The 15,987-nt window shown below is 69.7% G+C and carries 16 protein-coding genes; 12 read left to right on the top strand and 4 right to left on the bottom strand.

Features of this window, described 5'->3' with window-relative positions; all coding sequences use genetic code 11:
* Positions 1–82: 82 nt before the first annotated feature.
* Positions 83–1,735: a beta-N-acetylhexosaminidase gene (locus ACZ4EG_RS28825; protein ID WP_467792655.1), complete on the bottom strand. Its 1,653-nt coding sequence runs from the start codon at positions 1,733–1,735 to the stop codon at positions 83–85.
* Between the two features lie 154 nt (positions 1,736–1,889).
* Between ACZ4EG_RS28825 and ACZ4EG_RS28830 the strand changes: the two genes are divergently transcribed.
* The 10 genes from ACZ4EG_RS28830 to ACZ4EG_RS28875 all read left to right on the top strand — a co-directional run bounded on the left by ACZ4EG_RS28830 (position 1,890) and on the right by ACZ4EG_RS28875 (position 9,077).
* Positions 1,890–2,465: a 2-oxo-4-hydroxy-4-carboxy-5-ureidoimidazoline decarboxylase gene (locus ACZ4EG_RS28830; RefSeq protein ID WP_467792656.1), complete on the top strand. Its 576-nt coding sequence runs from the start codon at positions 1,890–1,892 to the stop codon at positions 2,463–2,465.
* A gap of 194 nt (positions 2,466–2,659) precedes the next feature.
* Entirely contained in the window at positions 2,660–3,040 is a 381-nt protein-coding gene (gene sdhC, locus ACZ4EG_RS28835; RefSeq protein WP_363293801.1) for a succinate dehydrogenase, cytochrome b556 subunit, read from the top strand.
* Positions 3,041–3,045: 5 nt separating this feature from the next.
* The gene (locus tag ACZ4EG_RS28840; RefSeq protein WP_453551041.1) at positions 3,046–3,528 is read left to right on the top strand and encodes a succinate dehydrogenase hydrophobic membrane anchor subunit; all 483 of its coding nucleotides are present in this window, start codon (positions 3,046–3,048) and stop codon (positions 3,526–3,528) included.
* A 19-nt stretch (positions 3,529–3,547) separates the two neighbouring features.
* Positions 3,548–5,302, top strand: a complete 1,755-nt coding sequence (sdhA, locus tag ACZ4EG_RS28845; protein ID WP_467792657.1) for a succinate dehydrogenase flavoprotein subunit — start codon at positions 3,548–3,550, stop codon at positions 5,300–5,302.
* Positions 5,302–6,063: a succinate dehydrogenase iron-sulfur subunit gene (locus tag ACZ4EG_RS28850; RefSeq protein ID WP_453551047.1), complete on the top strand. Its 762-nt coding sequence runs from the start codon at positions 5,302–5,304 to the stop codon at positions 6,061–6,063. Before sdhA ends, ACZ4EG_RS28850 begins: the two co-directional genes overlap by 1 nt.
* A 160-nt stretch (positions 6,064–6,223) precedes the next feature.
* Positions 6,224–6,634 carry a VOC family protein gene (locus tag ACZ4EG_RS28855; protein WP_453551049.1) on the top strand — a complete coding sequence of 137 codons (411 nt, stop codon included), beginning with the start codon at positions 6,224–6,226 and terminating at the stop codon, positions 6,632–6,634.
* 94 nt (positions 6,635–6,728) lie between these two features.
* Positions 6,729–7,136, top strand: coding sequence for a hypothetical protein (locus ACZ4EG_RS28860; protein WP_390710084.1), 408 nt, complete (start codon positions 6,729–6,731; stop codon positions 7,134–7,136).
* Positions 7,133–7,627 carry a thiol-disulfide oxidoreductase DCC family protein gene (locus ACZ4EG_RS28865; protein WP_467792658.1) on the top strand — a complete coding sequence of 165 codons (495 nt, stop codon included), beginning with the start codon at positions 7,133–7,135 and terminating at the stop codon, positions 7,625–7,627. Before ACZ4EG_RS28860 ends, ACZ4EG_RS28865 begins: the two co-directional genes overlap by 4 nt.
* 18 nt (positions 7,628–7,645) lie before the next feature.
* The gene (locus ACZ4EG_RS28870; RefSeq protein WP_453551606.1) at positions 7,646–8,392 is read left to right on the top strand and encodes a TetR/AcrR family transcriptional regulator; all 747 of its coding nucleotides are present in this window, start codon (positions 7,646–7,648) and stop codon (positions 8,390–8,392) included.
* Between the two features lie 88 nt (positions 8,393–8,480).
* A complete protein-coding gene (locus ACZ4EG_RS28875) occupies positions 8,481–9,077 on the top strand; it encodes a Uma2 family endonuclease (protein WP_453551055.1) in 597 nt (198 codons plus the stop codon).
* Here the strand turns inward: ACZ4EG_RS28875 and ACZ4EG_RS28880 are convergent.
* A complete protein-coding gene (locus ACZ4EG_RS28880; RefSeq protein ID WP_467792794.1) occupies positions 9,070–11,478 on the bottom strand; it encodes an MMPL family transporter in 2,409 nt (802 codons plus the stop codon). The two genes, ACZ4EG_RS28875 and ACZ4EG_RS28880, sit on opposite strands and share 8 nt — an antisense overlap.
* Positions 11,479–11,665: 187 nt before the next feature.
* On the opposite strand from ACZ4EG_RS28880, the gene ACZ4EG_RS28885 reads away from it, so the two are divergent.
* Both ACZ4EG_RS28885 and ACZ4EG_RS28890 read left to right on the top strand, forming a co-directional pair.
* Complete coding sequence (locus ACZ4EG_RS28885; RefSeq protein ID WP_453551058.1) at positions 11,666–12,391, top strand: response regulator transcription factor; 726 nt, start codon at positions 11,666–11,668, stop codon at positions 12,389–12,391.
* Positions 12,388–13,842, top strand: coding sequence for a sensor histidine kinase (locus tag ACZ4EG_RS28890; protein ID WP_467792659.1), 1,455 nt, complete (start codon positions 12,388–12,390; stop codon positions 13,840–13,842). The genes ACZ4EG_RS28885 and ACZ4EG_RS28890 overlap by 4 nt, the downstream gene beginning before the upstream one ends.
* A gap of 64 nt (positions 13,843–13,906) precedes the next feature.
* Here the strand turns inward: ACZ4EG_RS28890 and ACZ4EG_RS28895 are convergent, their stop codons facing one another.
* Entirely contained in the window at positions 13,907–14,308 is a 402-nt protein-coding gene (locus ACZ4EG_RS28895) for an ATP-binding protein (protein ID WP_467792660.1), read from the bottom strand.
* A gap of 102 nt (positions 14,309–14,410) precedes the next feature.
* Entirely contained in the window at positions 14,411–15,967 is a 1,557-nt protein-coding gene (locus tag ACZ4EG_RS28900; RefSeq protein ID WP_467792661.1) for an ABC transporter substrate-binding protein, read from the bottom strand.
* Positions 15,968–15,987 lie beyond the last annotated feature (20 nt).

Here is a 15,987-nt window from a genome sequence, read left to right on the forward strand (position 1 = left end):
GGCACGGCTCTCCCCCGTGAGGCACGTGCGCGGTATCCGGAAGATACGGTTCGAAAGACTCGTACGTCCACTCGATTGGGCGTCAGCCCAGCCGGTCCGCCAGCTTCTTGAACTCCGTCCAGGGCATGGTGGGTGTGCCCGGGTCCCACAGCTTCTGGGCGGTGGCCCGCAGCGGCATCCGGATGCCGGCGGCCACCTGGTCCTGCGTCTGGGCGTACGCGCGGTCGCTCCAGACCGCGAAGGACCCGCCGAGTATCTGCCCGTCGTACCGGGCGGGCACGGTGGTGGTGCCGCGCAGCACCCGCGGGTTCCACTGCTCGTAGATCCGCTGTCCCGTGGGATAGACGAAGGTCTGCGGCTCCCCGAGGACGTAGTACAGGAACTCGTCGTTGTAGTTGAGGACCTGCCGTCCCGCGCTCAGGTACTCGACCGGCTGCCGGGCGCCGATCTCCTTGCCGGTCCAGTAGGCGACCTGGAGGTCCTTGGCGGGCTGGACGGACGTGCCGCGGAAGAAGCCGTCGTTCCAGACCCGGATCGTCCGCCGGTGGGCGCGGACGGTGTCGGCGCGGTCGCCCAGCCAGCCGGTGGTGAGGTCGGCGACGGTCCCGCCGGAGCCGTACGCCCTCCGCGCGGCCGCGGCCAGTTGCGGGTAGGAGGCTTGCGGGTCGGCGACCACGAGCGCCTGGTACTCGTCGCCGCCGAGGTGCCAGTAGGCGCCGGAGAACACGCGCGCGTACTCGCCCAGGAGGTCGTCGACGATCGCCGCGGACGCGCCCTTGGATATGTCGATCGCCCCGCGCGTCGCAGCGCCCTGCGCGTTGCGCAGTTGCAGGTCGGGGTGGGCGGCGAGGACTGCACCCAGGTGCCCTGGCGAGTCGATCTCGGGAACGACCGTGATGTGCCGGCCGGCCGCGAGGTCGACGATCCGCTTGACCTGGGCCTTGGTCAGATGGTTGGCGGAGACGATCTCGGGGTGGGTCGCGGACTCGATCCGGAACCCCTGGTCGTCGGAGAAGTGCAGCCCCAGCTGGTTGTACTTCAGGTCCCCCAGCTCACGCACCCGGTCCTCGATCCAGGACGCGCTGTACGGCTTGCGTGCTATGTCCAGCATGAACCCGCGCTGCGGCTTGGCCGGCTGGTCGCGTACGACGCCCTCCGGGGCCGTACCGCCGCCGTGGACCTCCTGCTTGAGGGTGCGCGTGCCGTAGAAGACTCCCGCGTCGGCGGGACCGGTTATGTTCACGCCCCCGCCGCGCACGGTCATGGTGTACGACTCCGGGTCTGCGCCCTTGCCGCCGCCGAGCGCCAGCCGTACGTCCCCCGGGCGTACGTCGTTCTTCTCGCCCGCGTAGGACAGCCCCAGTTCACCGGCTATGAGCCGCCCCTCGTCGGCGAGCGCCGGGTCGCTCACCACCACGCGCTCACCGCGCGCCGGACGCCAGCCGGGGCCGTGTGCGGGGGTGTGGGAGCGGACGGCGGGGATCGTGCGGGGCGCCTGGGACAGCGGGTAGGAGCGGGTCGGCGTCGGGCCGGCCGGGGTCTTGCCCGAGGTCGTCGCCGTGGCGCCCGGGGACGTCCGCGCCGCCCCCGCGGGCTGTCCGCCGTCGCCCCCGCCCGTGGAGGCCCAGACCGCGAGCCCGGTACCGAGGGCCACCGTGCCGACGAAGGCGGCGGCGGTCAACGCCCGCCTCCGCCTCACCTGCTGCGCCGACGCCCGGCGCCTGTGCTGGCTCACCTTGCCAACCTACGACTCCCGGAAGGACGCTGCGTCCACCGCATGGTCCGAAACTCTCCCGTCCGAGTGAAATTCGGGCATCCTTCGGACACACCCTGACCGCTCTCGGTAACGTGGCGATACATCATTCCCAGCATCCCCTGCCAAAACACATGTGACGCGAGGACCCACGCTGCCTGCGCACCGTCTCCCGTACCTCCCGGAGCAGACCCGCACTCCCACCTGCGCCGACCTCCTGGAGGGCTTCAACACCGCGCCTGCCGAAGAGGCCCACACCGTCCTCCTCGCTTGTTTGCGCAGCGTGCGCTGGGCGCGGCGCGTCGCCGACCACCGTCCCTACCCCGACCTGGACTCCCTCCTGGCCGCGGCGGACGAGGCGGCGTACGACCTCGCTCCCGCCGACCTCTCGGAAGCGCTGGCCGGGGAGTCGTTGCCGGACCTGCCCGAAGACACGTACTCCGCCGCGCATACGGCACTGAGCGCCGCGCATGCCGCGTACGAGGCGCGATTCGGACACGCGTTCGTCATCTATCTGGGTGACACTCCGCCCGAGGAAACCCTCGACCGCATCCTCGAAGGAATCCGGTCACGATTGACGAACGATCGGGAGGAGGAGCGCGTCCTCACGGCAGAAGAGATCCGGCGCCTCGCGAAGCAACGACTGGGGCAGCTGCTCGGGGGCGCGGGGAGCCGCACGAGAAGCCGCAACGCACCCGCACCCGGCAAATAACGGGACACCCCACCCCAGATGCCGCCCCGCCAATAGCCCGTCCGGTGCCAGTTTGATCACACGAGGTAGGCCCCCTGTCAGGCGAGCGGCGGCACGTGGCTACGATGCTGGGGGCCGGTGGACCGTACCCGGCCGGGCCCGACCGACAACCGAAGCCGGCGCGGCCCTAGTCCCCGCTCCCGGAGGGTTCTTCCGTGCCGGCTGGAACGCTGTACCGCGGCCGGGAAGGAATGTGGTCCTGGGTGGCTCACCGAGTCACCGGCGTCCTCATCTTCTTCTTCCTGTTCGTTCATGTGCTGGATACCGCTCTCGTCCGTGTCTCCCCCGAGGACTACGACAAGGTCGTAGCCACGTACAAGACGCCGATCGTTGCGCTGCTGGAGTACGGCCTGGTGGCCGCCATTCTCTTCCACGCGCTCAACGGCCTGCGCGTCATCGCCGTCGACTTCTGGTCGAAGGGCGCGCGCTACCAGAAGCAGATGCTGTGGTCCGTGGTCGTCGTCTGGGTCGTCCTGATGGCCGGCGCGATCTACCCGGTCCTCGGCCACGCCGCTCGTGTTCTGTTCGGGAGCTGACGCCGATGTCCACCACTGAAACCACCGCGTCCGGGATCGGCCCCGTCGAGGGCGACGCCCTGTACAACGTCGACAACCCGGCCCCGCTCATCGAGGCTCCGCGCAAGCGCACCAAGATGACCCCGCGGTCCACCCGCGGCAACTTCGAGATGGCCGCCTGGCTGTTCATGCGCCTGTCCGGTGTCGTGCTGGTCGTCCTGGTCATCGGCCACCTGCTGATCCAGCTCGTGCTGGACGGCGGCGTCTCCAAGATCGGCTTCGCCTTCGTGGCCGGCCGCTGGGCGTCCCCGTTCTGGCAGGTCTGGGACCTGCTGATGCTCTGGCTCGCGATGCTGCACGGTGCCAACGGCCTGCGCACGGTCATCAATGACTACGCGGAGCGCGCGAACACCCGGCTGTGGCTCAAGGGCCTGCTCTACACCGCCACGGTGTTCACCATCCTGCTGGGCACGCTGGTGATCTTCACCTTCGACCCGAACATCCGCTAGGCACGGGGCTGCGAGAATCATGAAGATCCACAAGTACGACACCGTCATCGTCGGCGCCGGCGGCGCGGGCATGCGCGCGGCCATCGAGTCCACGAAGCGCAGCCGCACCGCGGTCCTGACCAAGCTCTACCCCACCCGCTCCCACACGGGCGCCGCGCAGGGCGGCATGGCCGCCGCGCTGGCCAACGTGGAGGAGGACAACTGGGAGTGGCACACCTTCGACACGATCAAGGGCGGTGACTACCTGGTCGACCAGGATGCCGCCGAGATCCTGGCGAAGGAGGCCATCGACGCCGTCCTCGACCTGGAGAAGATGGGCCTGCCGTTCAACCGGACGCCGGGCGGGACGATCGACCAGCGCCGCTTCGGCGGTCACAGCCGCAACCACGGCGAGGCGCCGGTCCGCCGCTCCTGCTACGCGGCCGACCGCACCGGCCACATGATCCTCCAGACGCTGTACCAGAACTGCGTCAAGGAGGGCGTGGAGTTCTTCAACGAGTTCTACGTCCTGGACCAGCTGATCACCGAGGTCGACGGCGTCAAGAAGTCGGCCGGTGTGGTGGCCTACGAGCTGGCCACCGGTGAGATCCACGTCTTCCAGGCGAAGGCCGTCATCTACGCCTCCGGCGGCACCGGCAAGTTCTTCAAGGTGACGTCCAACGCGCACACGCTGACCGGTGACGGCCAGGCCGCCGTCTACCGCCGCGGACTGCCGCTGGAGGACATGGAGTTCTTCCAGTTCCACCCGACCGGCATCTGGCGCATGGGCATCCTGCTGACGGAGGGCGCCCGTGGTGAGGGCGGCATCCTCCGCAACAAGGACGGCGAGCGCTTCATGGAGAAGTACGCGCCGGTCATGAAGGACCTCGCGTCCCGTGACGTCGTCTCCCGCTCCATCTACACGGAGATCCGTGAGGGCCGCGGCTGCGGTCCCGAGGGCGACCACGTCTACCTGGACCTCACCCACCTCCCGCCGGAGCAGCTGGACGCCAAGCTCCCGGACATCACCGAGTTCGCGCGGACGTACCTCGGCATCGAGCCGTACACGGACCCGATCCCGATCCAGCCGACCGCGCACTACGCGATGGGCGGCATCCCGACGAACGTCGAGGGTGAGGTCCTGTCGGACAACACCACGGTCGTCCCGGGTCTGTACGCGGCCGGCGAGGTCGCCTGTGTGTCGGTGCACGGCGCCAACCGTCTCGGCACGAACTCCCTGCTGGACATCAACGTGTTCGGCCGCCGCGCGGGCATCGCCGCCGCCGAGTACTCCCAGAAGGCCGAGTTCGTCGAGCTGCCGGAGGACCCGGCGTCCTTCGTCGTCGAGCAGATCGAGCAGCTGCGCACCTCGACGGGCAACGAGCGGGTCGCCCAGATCCGTCGCGAGCTGCAGGAGACCATGGACGCGAACGTCATGGTGTTCCGCACCGAGCAGACGATCAAGACCGCGGTCGAGAAGATCGCCGAGCTGCGCGAGCGCTACAAGAACGTGGCGATCCAGGACAAGGGCAGGCGGTTCAACACGGACCTGCTGGAGGCCATCGAGCTGGGCAACCTGCTGGAGCTGGCCGAGGTCATGGCGGTGTCGGCACTCGCCCGCAAGGAGTCCCGCGGCGGCCACTACCGCGAGGACTACCCCAACCGCGACGACGTCAACTTCATGCGCCACACCATGGCGTACCGCGAGGTGGGCGACGACGGCACCGAGTCCGTCCGTCTCGACTACAAGCCGGTCGTCCAGACCCGCTACCAGCCGATGGAGCGTAAGTACTGATGGCAACTCCTGTTCTGGACAAGGTGGAGGCGGAGGCCACGTCCTCTCCCTACATCACGGTCACGTTCCGGGTCCGCCGGTTCAACCCGGAGGTCTCGGCCGAGGCGGCCTGGGAAGACTTCCAGCTTGAAATCGACCCGAAGGAGCGTGTCCTCGACGGTCTGCACAAGATCAAGTGGGACCTCGACGGCACCCTCACCTTCCGTCGCTCCTGCGCCCACGGCATCTGCGGCTCGGACGCGATGCGGATCAACGGCAAGAACCGTCTTGCCTGCAAGACGCTGATCAAGGACATCAACCCCGAGAAGCCGATCACGATCGAGCCCATCAAGGGCCTCACGGTCCTCAAGGACCTGGTCGTGGACATGGAGCCGTTCTTCCAGGCGTACCGGGACGTCATGCCCTTCCTCGTCACGAAGGACACGAACGAGCCGACGCGCGAGCGTCTGCAGTCGGCGGAGGACCGCGAGCGGTTCGACGACACGACGAAGTGCATCCTCTGCGCCGCCTGCACGTCCTCCTGCCCGGTCTTCTGGAACGACGGCCAGTACTTCGGCCCGGCGGCCATCGTCAACGCGCACCGTTTCATCTTCGACTCGCGTGACGAGGCCGGCGAGCAGCGCCTGGAGATCCTCAACGACCGCGACGGCGTGTGGCGCTGCCGCACGACCTTCAACTGCACGGACGCCTGCCCGCGCGGCATCGAGGTCACGAAGGCGATCGCCGAGGTCAAGAAGGCCCTGATCACCCGCCGCTTCTGAGCTCCGCTCCGCTACGGCAAGGTGGGCCCCGCCTCCGGTTTCACACCGGAGGCGGGGCCCACTCGTCTTCCCGGTCCCGCCACTCTCCGACGCCGCCGGGCGGGTGACCTCCGCGGTCTGTCCCCGGGGGTGCCTGTCGCGCCGTACCTAATCTGATGGCATGTCAGATGACGAGTCGTACGAGCTGCTCGGGTTCGACAACGTGCTGCTTCCCGTCGGGGACCTCGGGGAGGCCGTCGGCTTCTACGAGCGTGCCGGGTTCGGTGTCGCCTTCCGGTTCGACGAGGGCGGGATCGCGCTGCTGAACGTCGGCGGCGAGACGCCCGGGATTCTGCTGCGGGTCGAGGAGGAGCTGGGGCACAGGCCGCCCACCTGGCCCTCGCCGCGCGTCTGGCTGGAGGTGCCGGACGCACGGGTCGCGGCGCAAAAGCTCACCGAACGTGGCGTCACCCTGCTCGACGAACCCTTCCCCGTGGCGACCGGCTGGACCGTCGAGATCGCCGACCCCTGGGGCAACGTCCTCGGCTTCGCGGACTACTCCAAGCGCCCGGAGCTCGGCAGACGACCCTGAGGCAAAGCTCGCCACTCTTGAGTTGAACACGTTCAAAAACGGGTCTACAGTCATCCCTGTCAGCGTTTTGAACGCGTTCAAGAAGGGGTGGGGCATGGACCGCACCGTCATCGCCTACGTCATCTACCTGGCCGTCAGCATCGCGCTGACCGTCTGGGTGGCCCGCACGCTCAGCCGCAACGGACGGATCTTCCTCTCCGACGTACTGCACGGCAACGAGCAGCTCGCCGACGCCGTCAACCACCTCCTGGTGGTCGGCTTCTACCTGGTCAACCTCGGCTTCGTGGCGCTGTACCTGAGCGGTGACGACACCATCGAGGACACCCGCGGCATCTTCGAGGCCCTGTCGACCAAGCTCGGCGTGGTGCTGCTCGTGCTCGGTGTGATGCACCTGGGCAACGTGTACGTGCTGAGCCGGATCCGGCGGCGCGGAGTGCTGGACCGGGAGCAGGTGCCGCCCGTCGCGCCGCAGGGCTGGGCCGCCCCGGGCACCGGGGTGTGAGCGCCGTGCCGGCCACCGCAGACCGGGGCGCCGTGCGCGTCCCGGTCCACGGGCTCACCGTGCTGTACGACGCCGAGTGCTCCCTGTGCGCCCATGTGCGCGACTGGCTCGTGAAGCAGCGGCAGTTGGTGCCGCTGGAGCTGGTGCCGGCGGGATCGGCGGAGGCCCGGCGCCGGTATCCCGGGCTCGACCACCGTGCCACCCTCGACGAGGTCACCGTCGTCGGGGACGCCGGGCAGATCTACCGGGGCGCCGCCGCCTGGATCGTCGTCCTGTGGGCCCTGCGCGAGTACCGCCCGCTCGCCCACCGGCTCAGCACCACGGTCGGCGCCGGGCTCGCCAAGGGCGCGGTGCTGGCCGCCGCCAAGTGGCGGGGCGGGCAGTGGGGCGGGAAGGTCTACCGGCGGGAGGACGGCTGGTCGTACGACCCCCGCCAGGGGTGGACGTACGCTCCGCCGGGGTGCGACAGCGGTGCCTGCGCCAGTCGTTAGGCTCTTTGCGTGCCCGCGATGAATGAGTCCGGCCGGCCCGGTGAGGCCGACGCCCCCAGCAAGTCCGAGCAGACCCGTGCGCTGATCCTGGAGACCGCGATGCGGCTGTTCCAGGAGCGCGGCTACGACAAGACGACGATGCGGGCCATCGCCACGGAGGCCGGGGTCTCCGTCGGCAACGCGTACTACTACTTCGCGGGCAAGGAGCACCTGATCCAGGGCTTCTACGACCGGATCGCCACCGAGCACCGGGTGGCGGTCCGTGAGGTCCTGGCCCGGGAGACCGACCTGGAGGCGCGGCTCGCGGGCGTGCTGAAGGCATGGCTGGACGTCGCGCGGCCGTACCACGAGTTCGCGGTGCAGTTCTTCAAGAACGCCGCCGATCCGGACAGCCCGCTCAGCCCCTTCTCGCCGGAGAGCGAGCACGCGCGCGTGGAGGCGATCAGCGTCCACAAGGAGGTGCTGCGCGGGGCGAAGACCAAGGTGCCGGAGGAACTGCGGGAGGTCCTGCCCGAGCTGATGTGGCTCTCCCAGATGGGGCTCGTCCTGTACTGGATCTTCGACCGCACGGAGGGCCGCGAGCGCAGTTACCGCCTGGCGGCGCGGGGGGCGCGGCTCACCGCGCGGGGTGTGTCGCTGGCCCGGTTCCGGGTGCTGCGGCCGCTGGTGCACGAGGTGCACGAGCTGTTCACGGACTTCCTGCCGGGGATGACGAAGGCGCTGCCGGATCCGGCGGGCAAGGGGCGGCGGGGCGGGGCGGAGTGATCACTTTCGGGTGAAGCGGTTCGAACGGGACGGCGGGGCCTTTCTGCCTACGATGATGCTCTCGACACCAGCCCATGGGAGGCACCCGATGTCCGCAGCAGCTGTCGAGCGGCCGCACGAGGAGCGGTCGCTGATCGCCGAAGCGAACCACATCATGGAGAGCGTTCCGGGCCTCCGCGTCGAGATCATCGGAGAGCAGATTCTCGTGAGCCCCGCACGGGACGGCCCCCACTCCGAGGCCCTGATGCTGTTCGCTGCCCCATTCATGAGTATGGGCCTGGTACGGGTGCTCCCGGGCATCGGTCTCTGGCTCCCCAGCGGCCCGGAGGACTACGCGATCCCCGACCTGTCGGTGGTCGACGACGACTACCGAGATCACCTCGTGGAGAACAGCTGCTACGACCCAACGTGCTTCCGTCTGGTCCTGGAGGTCACCTCCAGCAACTGGAAGACCGATCTGCAGACCAAGGTCGGCTCCTACGCCAAGGCCCGAATTCCCGTCTACGTCATCGTGGACCGCCAGCACCAGCGCCTGCATGTACTGACCGAACCCACGGGTGGCCGTTACGCCAAACACGGGATCCACATCCCCGGGGAGCTCGTCACGCTCCCCGAGTCCGTGGGTGGCAAGGTGGTACTCGATGTCGAGCGCCTCCTCAAAGCCGGTCAGCCCGGGGCTAATTGACCGCGTCCACCTCCCCCTCCGCCAACTCCACGTCGTACACCACCGGCCTGTCCGCCACCGCCACATGCCGGGCCCGGGAGCCGTACGAGCCCGCCGTCACCGCCAGCACATAGGAACCCGGCGTCGGTACCGACACGATGTACGAGCCGTCGGCCAGGGACGTCACGCGGTCCAGTTGGCGGCCGGCCTTCGAGAGCAGGGTCACCGCGGCGTTCTCGACGGGGTCGCCGTCGGCCGTGCGGACGAAGCCATGGACCACGGAAGCGGGGCCGCTCTGCTGTTCAGCCGGTTCCTCGGCCTCTTCCTCGGGCTCCACCGCCAGGTGCGGCAGCCGCTTCTCCAGCCACCCGGGCAGCCACCAGTTCGAGCCGCCCAGCAGATGCATCGCCGCCGGCACCAGCGCCGTACGCAGGATGAACGCGTCCAGGGCCACCGCGACCGCCAGGCCCACGCCCGCCGTCGCCGCGCCCGAGTCGCCGCTGAGCACGAACGCCAGGAACACGCAGACCATGATCAGGGCCGCGGAGTTGATGACGCGGCTGGTCTCGGCCAGACCGACACGCACCGCGCGCGCGTTGTCCTTCGTGTGGACCCACTCCTCGTGCATCCGGCTCACCAGGAACACCTGGTAGTCCATCGACAGGCCGAAGAGCAGGGACAGCATGATGACCGGCAGGAAGGCGTTGATCGGGCCCTCCTTGCCGAGGCCGAGCAGATCCAGGCCCCAGCCCCATTGGAAGATCGCGACGAGGACGCCGAAGGAGGCCGCCGCCGCGATCAGGTTCATCACCGCGGCCGTCAGCGGCACCACCAGGGAGCGGAAGGCGATCAGCAGAAGCAGGAAGCCCAGGCCGACGATGGTCGCGATGAAGTACGGGAGGCGGTCGCCGGTGACCGTCGCGAAGTCCTTCGACACCGCCGTCACACCGCCCACGTGCGCCTGCACGCCCGCCTTCGGGATCACCTCGTCCCGCAGGACGTCGATCAGGTCGTCCGTCTGCTTCGACTGGGGCGAGGTCGTCGGGACCACCTGGATGACCGTGACGCCCCTGGCGGGCGGCAGCGGCGCCACCCGGGCCACCCCGGACGTCGCCTCGATGTCCTTCACCAGGGTCGTCGTGTCGCCACCGGACGTCACCACCTGGAGCGGGCCGTTGAAGCCGGGGCCGAAGCCCTCCGCGAGCAGGTCGTACGCCTTCCTCGTGGTCGTCGACGCGTCGTCGTTGCCCTGGTCCGTCGCGCCGAGCCGCAGCGACAGCACCGGGAGGGCGAGCGCGGCCATGAGGACCACGGCGAGCACGGCGATGGTACGGGGGCGCTTCTGGACGCCCGCCGACCAGCGCACCGCGAGTCCGCTCGTCCGCTCCCGCTCGGGGCCCTGCGCGGCGAGCCGGCGGCGCTGACGGCGGCTGAGCACCCGCGGGCCGAGGAAGCCGAGCAGGGCCGGCAGGAGCGTGGTCGCCGCGAGGACGCTCAGCACCACCGTGAGGGACGTGCCGATCACCACGCCGTCCAGGAAGCGCAGGTTCGTCACCAGCATTCCGGCGAGCGCGATGCACACCGTGCCGCCCGCGAACAGCACCGCACGGCCGGAGGTGTTGAGGGCGGTGACCGCCGACTGCTCCGGGTCCATGCCGCGCAGGATGCCGCGCCGGTGCCGGGTGACGATGAACAGCGCGTAGTCGATGCCGACGCCGAGGCCGATCAGGGTGGCGAGCAGCGGGGCCAGATCGGGGATGTCGGTGGTGTGGCTGAGCAGCTGGGTGGAGAACAGGCCCGTGCCCACACCGAAGACGGCCACACCGATCGGCAGCAGCATCGCGAAGAGCGAGCCGAAGGCCAGGAACAGCACGACGGCGGCGGCCACGATGCCGACCATCTCCGCGAGGCCCGTGGGCGGCTCCTGCACCCGCTGGATCGCCTGGCCGCCGAGCTCCACTTCGAGACCGCCGCGTTCGGCGGCCTGCGCGGTGTCGACGACGTCCTGGACCAGGTCCTTGGGTACGGCGTTCGCCCGGTCCGTGAACGTGATCTGCGCGTACGCGATCCGTCCGTCACGGCTGACCTGCGCCGCGCCGCGGGGGCCGGAGTAGGGGCCGGTGATGTCGCCGACGCCCTTCATCTTCGCGATCTTCTCCAGCGCCGGCTGGATCCGGGACCGTACGTCCTGGTCCTTCACCGAGCCGGAGTCGACCTTCCACACCACCGTGTCGGTGTCGCCCGAGCTGTCCGGGAACGCCTTCTCCATCAGGTCGTACGCCCGCTTGGAGTCCGTGTCGGGAAGGGAGAAGACGTTCGCGTAGTCCGTGCCCGCCGTCGACGCCGAGAATCCCAGGCCGAACAGCGCCCCCACCCACAACAACAGGACCACCAGCCGGTGCCGATAGCACCACCGTGCCAATGCTTCCACGCTCAAAACTCCTTGATAGTCCGGTTCATCCGGTTCGTTCGGTCGGTTGGTCCCCCAGGTCCTGGGCAACAGGATTGGGGGCGCCACTCGCGTCAGGACATGGGACCGGCTTGACTCTCAAGGAACTCCAAAGCTGCGACCGGCCCCCGTTGTCAGTGGGTGTACGGATACTGGGGGCATGACGGCTCCAGGAACCGTGCTGGTCGTGGAGGACGAGCCGAGCATCGCGGACGTCCTCGCCATCGCCCTGCGCTACCACCGCTTCGAGGTGATGACGGCGGGCACCGTCCGCGAGGCCCTCGCGCTCGCCGAGCGCACCCGGCCCGACGCCGCGCTGCTCGACGTCATGCTGCCGGACGGCGACGGCCGCGCCCTGGGCCGCGAGCTGCGCGCCCGGCGGCCCGAGCTGGCCCTGGTCTTCCTCACCGCGCGCGACTCGCCCGCCGAGATGGTCGGCGCGCTCGCCTTCGGCGACGACTACATCACCAAGCCGTTCGACATCGACGTGGTCGTCGCCCGGATCGCCGCCGTGCTGCGCCGCACCCTCCCCCGAGCTCTCGACTCCGCTCGAGCAGGGGGCACCCCCATGGCCGACGTCATCCCGCAGCAGCCGCCGCTGCGCTACGGCGACCTGGAGCTGGACGAGACGACGTACTCGGTGCACCGCGCGGGCCGCACGGTCGAGCTGACCCCCACCGAGTACGCGCTGCTGCGGTTCCTGGTGCGCAACGGCGGCCGGATCGTGCCCAAGGAGCAACTCCTGCGCCACGTCTGGCAGTACGAGCACACCCCGGCCGAGTCGACCGTCGTCGAGACCTACATCAGCTATCTGCGGCGCAAGCTGGACACCCTGGGGCCCCCGGTGATCACTACCCGGCGGGGCGTCGGATACGGGCTGGCATGAGGCTCCCGCGGTTCGAACGGCCCCACGGGGTGCACTCCCTGCGCGGCAGGATGACCCTGGCGAACGTCGCGCTGCTCGCCGTCGGCATCATCGCGGCGACCGCGGTCAGCCTGATGGGGATGCGCCACTATCTGGTCGGCCAGGTGGACTCCGAGATGGTCAAGATGCGTGACTCGCTGGGCGGTTCGCGGCTCACCCTGCGCCAGATCGACTCGCTGAGCGTGCTCGGCGTCGTCCGCGACCGGTTCGCGCCCACCGGCACGGACGAGCAGCCGGCCCCGGACTCGATCTTCACCGCGGTCGACGGCCGGGGCGAGGCCATCACGCTCTTCGACCTCGAGCCCACTGTCGCCCAGCGCGGCCTCGCGGCGGCGGTGAACGATCCGCGGGCGCTGGCCGCGGACCCCGAGCCGCACGATGTCACGGTGCGCGGCGCCGCGTACCGCGCGACCGCGATCCGGCTCGCCGACGGTCACTACATCCTGCTCGCCACCTCCACCGACGGCCTGCACAAGGGCATAGCCAAGGCCCTGAAGCTGGACCTCGCCGTCGGCACCCTGCTGATCGGGCTGCTGGGGTGTCTGACGATGTTCAGCGTCCGGCGGGGGCTACGGCCCCTGGAGGACATGGTGGAGACCTCGTCGGCCATAGCCGAGGGCGATCTCACCCGGCGGGTCCCCTCCAGCCACCATCCGACCCAGGAGGTCGAGCAGCTGCGGCTCGCGCTCAATTCCATGCTGCACCAGGTGGAGTCGGCGTACCGGACGCGCGAGCGCAGCGCGGCCCAGCTGCGCCGGTTCGTCGCCGACGCCTCGCACGAACTGCGCACCCCGCTGTCGGCGATACGCGGCTACCTCCAGCTCTACGACAAGGGCATGCTGACTGAGCCGGACGAGCGCCGACGCGCCTGGGACCGGGTGAACGCCGAGGCGGACCGTATGGGGCGGCTGGTCGACGAGCTGCTCACCCTCGCCCGCCTCGACCAGCGGCCCGAACTGCGCCTGCAGAACGTGGACGTGAGCCGCCTGGTGCGGGACGCGGCCGAGGACCTGCGGGTGCAGCAGCCGGACCGCCCGGTCACCGTGGCCGCCGACGGCTCCCTGCCGGTGTGCGCGGACGAGTCGGGGCTGCGGCAGGTGCTGGGCAATCTGGTGACCAACGTCCGCATCCACACACCTGCCGACGTGCCGGTGCGGCTCGGCGTGGAACGGGCGGACGGAACGGTCCGGGTGTGCGTCGCGGACGAGGGCCCGGGACTGTCCGAGGAGGACGCGGCACGAGTCTTCGACCGCTTCTTCCGCGCGGGCGGCGGCGCGGGCAGCGGACTGGGCCTGGCCATCGTGCAGGGCGTCGTACAAGCACACGGCGGCGAGGTCGCGGTACGAACCGCCCCCGGGCAGGGGCTGGCCGTGACGGTGAGCCTGCCGACTCGGGTGGCCGGGGAGCCGTAGGCCCGTACGGCCGGCCGAGGAGGACGCGGCGCGAGTCGTCGTACAGCCCGGCAGGGGCGGGGGTTCACGTGTCGGTCGTTATCAGTGCCCATACCGTCTTGCCGTGTCTGCCCCGGCTCCACACACCCCAGTCCGCCGCGATGTTCTCCACCAGGCACAGGCCGCGGCCCGTCTCCGCGCGGTCGCCCGCCATCCGCAGCCGGGGTTCGAGGCGGCCCTCGTCGGAGACCTCTATCAGGCAGGAGCCGTCCGCGAGTGCCGTCACCGCGACCTCGAACTCCCGCTCCAGAGAGGGGCCGTGGCGTACGACGTTGGTGGTCAGCTCGGACACCAGCAGCACCGCGTCCTCCAGCGCCGGGTCTCCGGGACCGTGGCCCCAGTCGGCCAGATGGTCCCGGACCCGGTGCCGGGCCAGTCCGACGGAAGCCGGATGCCGGGGCAGCCGGAAGGAGTTGCGTCTCAGCACATCTGCTCCTCACCCCATGCGCACCTCCGTCACAGGGTGCCGCGTCGGGTGTCTGCCCCGCGTCGTTCGGCCGTAAGTTCCCGCGGACGCGATCGGATCGCGTCAGATCCAGGTCAGCCGCCACAGCCGGAACACGCCCGTGCCGTCCGAGAGGTACTGGCCGCCGCCGACGTCCTCGCTACTGACGACGTACTCCTTGCGCTGCCACAGCGGGATCAGCGGCACGTCGGCGGCCACGTCCGCCTGCAGGTTGCGGAAGTCCTGCGAGACGAGGCTGCGGTCGGCGTACGTCTGGCTGTTCACGATCAGGTTGTCGACCAGCTTGTTGCTGTACCCGGTGTGCATGGTGGAGCCGGTGCCGACCAGTGGGGCGGCGAAGGTGTCCGGGTCCGGGTAGTCGGCGACCCAGCCGACCGCGTACGCGTCGAGCTTGCCGGCCGCCCAGCGCTTCTGGAAGTCGGTCCACTCGTAGCCCTGGACGGACACCTTGAACAGACCGCCGGCCTCCAGTTGCTTCTTCAGCTCCGCTGCCTCCTCCGCGCCCGCGCCGCGTCCCTTGCCGTAGCCGAAGGTGAAGCGGATCGGGAGCTTGACACCGGCCTGGACGAGCAGGGCCCTGGCCTTCGCGGTGCTCTGCTTCGGGTAGTCGTCGAAGAACGAGGTGGTGTGGCCGGTGATACCGGTCGGGATCAGCGAGTACAGCGGGTCGACCGTGCCGTCGTACACCTTCGCGGCCAGCTGCTCGCGGTCGATCAGCCAGGCCATGGCCCGGCGGACGGCCACCTCGTGCAGCGGGGAGTTCGCGCGGGTGTTGAGGTAGAGGTTGCGGGTCTCGGAGCTGTCGGACTCCGTGACGCGCTGGTCGGGGTCGCTCGCCGAGAGGCGGGACAGGACCGCGGGCGGCAGCGTCCGCGTGGCGACCGCGACCTCCTTGGCCTTCCAGGCGCTGTTCAGCTTGGCCGAGTCGGCGTAGTAGCGCAGCCGGACGGGGCGGCCGGTGCCGCCGAGGTCGCCCTTGTAGCGCGTGTTCGGCGTGAGGTCGGCCTGCTCGTCCTTGGTGTACCCGGTCAGCGTGTAGGGGCCGGTGCCGTCCACCTCGGTGCCCCTGCGCAGGGTGTTGGCCGGATATCTGGTCCGGTCGACGATCGAGCCGGCGCCGGTGGCCACCTTGAACGGGAAGGTGGCGTCCGGCGACGACAGATGGAAGGTGACCGTGTTCCCTTCGGCGCTCACCGAGTTGAGCGTGGACAGCAGGGACGCCGGGCCGACATCGGAGTTGATCTTCTTCACCCGGTCGAAGGAGTACTTCACGTCCTCGCCGGTCACCGCGCGCCCGCTCGGGAACGTGAGCCCGTCGCGCAGCCTGCACTGATACGTCTGGAGTCCGGTCCCCACGAATGCGCAGCTCTGCGCCGCGTCGGGCACCGGCTCGACACCGCCCGGTTCGAAGGTCAGCAACGACTGGAAGACATTGCTGAACAAGGCCCAGGAACCGGCGTCGTAGGCACCGGCCGGGTCGAGTGATGTGACGGCGTCCGTGGTGCCGACGGTGATGGTTCTGTTCGTGTTCCCCTGCGACGGCAACAACTGCCAGCCGCCCACTCCCACGGCCGCAAGTACGAGAAGCGTCGCGAGAATCCGCATGCGAACAGATCGCATGGTGGTGCCCTCCCCAGGAC

Source organism: Streptomyces sp. NPDC025638 (assembly GCF_055558775.1).

Coding starts and splice junctions, on each gene's coding strand:
- ACZ4EG_RS28840 (WP_453551041.1), top strand. CDS start 3,046: ATGTCCACCACTGAAACCACCGCGTCCGGGATCGGCCCCGTCGAGGGC.
- sdhA (WP_467792657.1), top strand. CDS start 3,548: ATGAAGATCCACAAGTACGACACCGTCATCGTCGGCGCCGGCGGCGCG.
- ACZ4EG_RS28850 (WP_453551047.1), top strand. CDS start 5,302: ATGGCAACTCCTGTTCTGGACAAGGTGGAGGCGGAGGCCACGTCCTCT.
- ACZ4EG_RS28855 (WP_453551049.1), top strand. CDS start 6,224: ATGTCAGATGACGAGTCGTACGAGCTGCTCGGGTTCGACAACGTGCTG.
- ACZ4EG_RS28860 (WP_390710084.1), top strand. CDS start 6,729: ATGGACCGCACCGTCATCGCCTACGTCATCTACCTGGCCGTCAGCATC.
- ACZ4EG_RS28870 (WP_453551606.1), top strand. CDS start 7,646: ATGAATGAGTCCGGCCGGCCCGGTGAGGCCGACGCCCCCAGCAAGTCC.
- ACZ4EG_RS28875 (WP_453551055.1), top strand. CDS start 8,481: ATGTCCGCAGCAGCTGTCGAGCGGCCGCACGAGGAGCGGTCGCTGATC.
- ACZ4EG_RS28885 (WP_453551058.1), top strand. CDS start 11,666: ATGACGGCTCCAGGAACCGTGCTGGTCGTGGAGGACGAGCCGAGCATC.
- ACZ4EG_RS28890 (WP_467792659.1), top strand. CDS start 12,388: ATGAGGCTCCCGCGGTTCGAACGGCCCCACGGGGTGCACTCCCTGCGC.
- ACZ4EG_RS28900 (WP_467792661.1), bottom strand. CDS start 15,967: ATGCGATCTGTTCGCATGCGGATTCTCGCGACGCTTCTCGTACTTGCG.